At 59.5% G+C, this 1,621-nt stretch carries 2 protein-coding genes; one reads left to right on the top strand and one right to left on the bottom strand.

Going from position 1 to position 1,621, the window contains the following annotated elements:
• Positions 1 to 67: 67 nt before the first annotated feature.
• A complete protein-coding gene (locus HZS56_RS37725; protein ID WP_216725313.1) occupies positions 68 to 307 on the bottom strand; it encodes a hypothetical protein in 240 nt (79 codons plus the stop codon).
• An 886-nt stretch (positions 308 to 1,193) separates the two neighbouring features.
• Here HZS56_RS37725 and HZS56_RS37720 point away from each other — a divergent pair.
• Positions 1,194 to 1,621: hypothetical protein (locus HZS56_RS37720; protein WP_216725312.1), on the top strand; the 428-nt coding region annotated here is incomplete at its 3' end.

Below are 1,621 nucleotides of genomic sequence, written 5' to 3'. Positions count from 1 at the left end.
TGCTGAGCACGCCCCGCCGCCTCAGCCTGTTCCTCCCGATGCTTCTGACGGCGCTCCCTCGCCACTCTCACTTTTTTTCTCTGACGTCCGGACGACTCGCGTATGCCGCCTGGGCTTTAATCCCTTTTTCGCTCTTCCGGTACCGCTTTGTCCTCGCTTTGCCTGCCTCGCTTTTGTTGTAATCCTCCCGCGTTTTGCGCCCCTTTTCACTCTTCCGGTACCGATCTCCCGCCGCTTTCCCTTCCTTGCTTTGGTTGTATGTCTTTCTATTGGCTCGTTCTTTCTCTGAGTCCTCTTGGTCGGACATGTCGCCTCCTGTCTGTCGCTGGGCAGCGGTCCGGTCGGCCCTGCAACGGACGACAGTCGCCGCAGGTTCAAAATCGCTCTGGTTCACCCCTCGCCGGCCACGAATAACCGGGCCAGTGAACAGGGGGTTCGAGACGAGGCCGAAGCCGCGTCGCGGACTCGGCTGCTGGGAGGGCACCGCCCATGGTGCATCCGGCCGACTCCGCAGACGACTGGGCCCTTCTCGATCGCCTGCTCAGTAATAGGTGGCTAGGTCTGCCTGCCACTCGAAAGATGGTCGATATGGGCGTGAGATTTCCGTGCGCCACTCTTGAACCTGAGAAGAGCCACCACTTCGCGATAGACAGGAAGATTAGGGGAGATGCCGCAAAAACGACACAGGCCAAGACGTGATAAAGAAGCACGAGTAAAGCGAAAAGAGTTGCGTTAGGGGAGACGGCAAAAACAGGGGGGAGTTCCGTGAAGGCCGGGCAGAACATGTGGCGGCTGAGGCGGCGCGGCGTGCTCAGTATGGGGGCTCAATCGGCACACCAGCACCCGACCACGGAACAACCTCAGAACCGACGCAAAGATGAAGCGGGGCAGGACGCAACAAACAGCATGATCCCGGAAGCCGTCCGAGCAGACCAAGCGAGACGGCCCGGAAGGCTTGGGTCAGGAAGTGACCCCTCCGCTGCTGAGAGGAGTGATGCGGTGACCGGCCGCCACTGGGCGGGTGAAACGACCTCGTGTTGAACATCGCCTCCAATATCTCCTGTTCACCCCAGTGGTCCGGGTGTTCGTGGCCGGCGAGGGGTGAATCAAGGCTAAGCGATTTTGAACCTGTGGCGACTGTCGTCCGTTGTAAGGCCGACCGGACCGCTGCCCAGCGACAGACAGGAGGCGACATGTCCGACCAAGAGGACTCAGAGAAGGAACGCGCCAAAAGAGATGCTAATAGAGAGTATGATAGAAGATACAAGCGAAGCGAAAAAGGCAAAGCGACGGCGAAAGCTTACAGGCAGAGCGAGGCGGGGCGCCAGAAGCAGGCTGAATACAGGCAAAGCGAAAAAGGCAAAGCGGCGGCGAGAGCTTACAGGCAGAGCGAGGCGGGGCGCCGAAAGCGGACTGAATACAGGCAAAGCGAGAAGGGGCACAAGACGGAGGTTGAATACAGGCAAAGCGAGGCAGGCAAAGAGAGGGCAAAGCGATACCGGGAGAGTGAAAAAGGGATTAAAGCCCAGGAGGCGTGGAAGCGCCGTAAGAGGGATCGGGCGGAACAGGTTGAGGCGGAGTGGCGTGCTCAGTATCAAAGAGGTGGGTTGGCCGGTTCACG

It is taken from the genome of Streptomyces mayonensis (genome assembly GCF_018982965.1).
Taxonomy (GTDB): Bacteria; Actinomycetota; Actinomycetes; order Streptomycetales; family Streptomycetaceae; genus Streptomyces; species Streptomyces mayonensis.
The sequence above is the reverse complement of the archived record's forward strand: the minus strand, read 5'-3'. Positions and strand labels throughout refer to the sequence as shown.

Coding starts and splice junctions, on each gene's coding strand:
- HZS56_RS37725 (WP_216725313.1), bottom strand. CDS start 307: ATGTCCGACCAAGAGGACTCAGAGAAAGAACGAGCCAATAGAAAGACA.